We start from the raw sequence: 277 nt of genomic DNA on the forward strand, positions 1-277 counted from the left end.
TCGACGAGTTCTCTCGTTTCTGCGATCAGCACCCTGATCGGACTGTAGTCGTTTACGCCAATACGTCTGCGGCTGTAAAAGCAAGAGCAGATTGGGTTGTTACTTCAAGTATTGCGCTCGATGTGATTGAGCATCTAGATCGCGCCGGAAAGAAAATACTTTGGGGTCCAGATAAACATCTTGGTAGCTATATTCAGCATCAAACGGGCGCTGATATGTTGCTGTGGGATGGGGCGTGTATTGTGCACGAGGAGTTTAAAGCTTCGGGGATAAAAGA

The 277-nt window shown here is 47.7% G+C and carries 1 protein-coding gene; it reads left to right on the forward strand.

Annotation, left to right across the window (positions count from 1 at the left end; genetic code table 11):
* Positions 1–277 (forward strand): quinolinate synthase NadA (gene nadA / locus A3750_RS05550; RefSeq protein WP_197474925.1); only part of this gene is annotated, 277 nt, incomplete at both ends.

The organism is Oleiphilus sp. HI0079 (assembly GCF_001635105.1).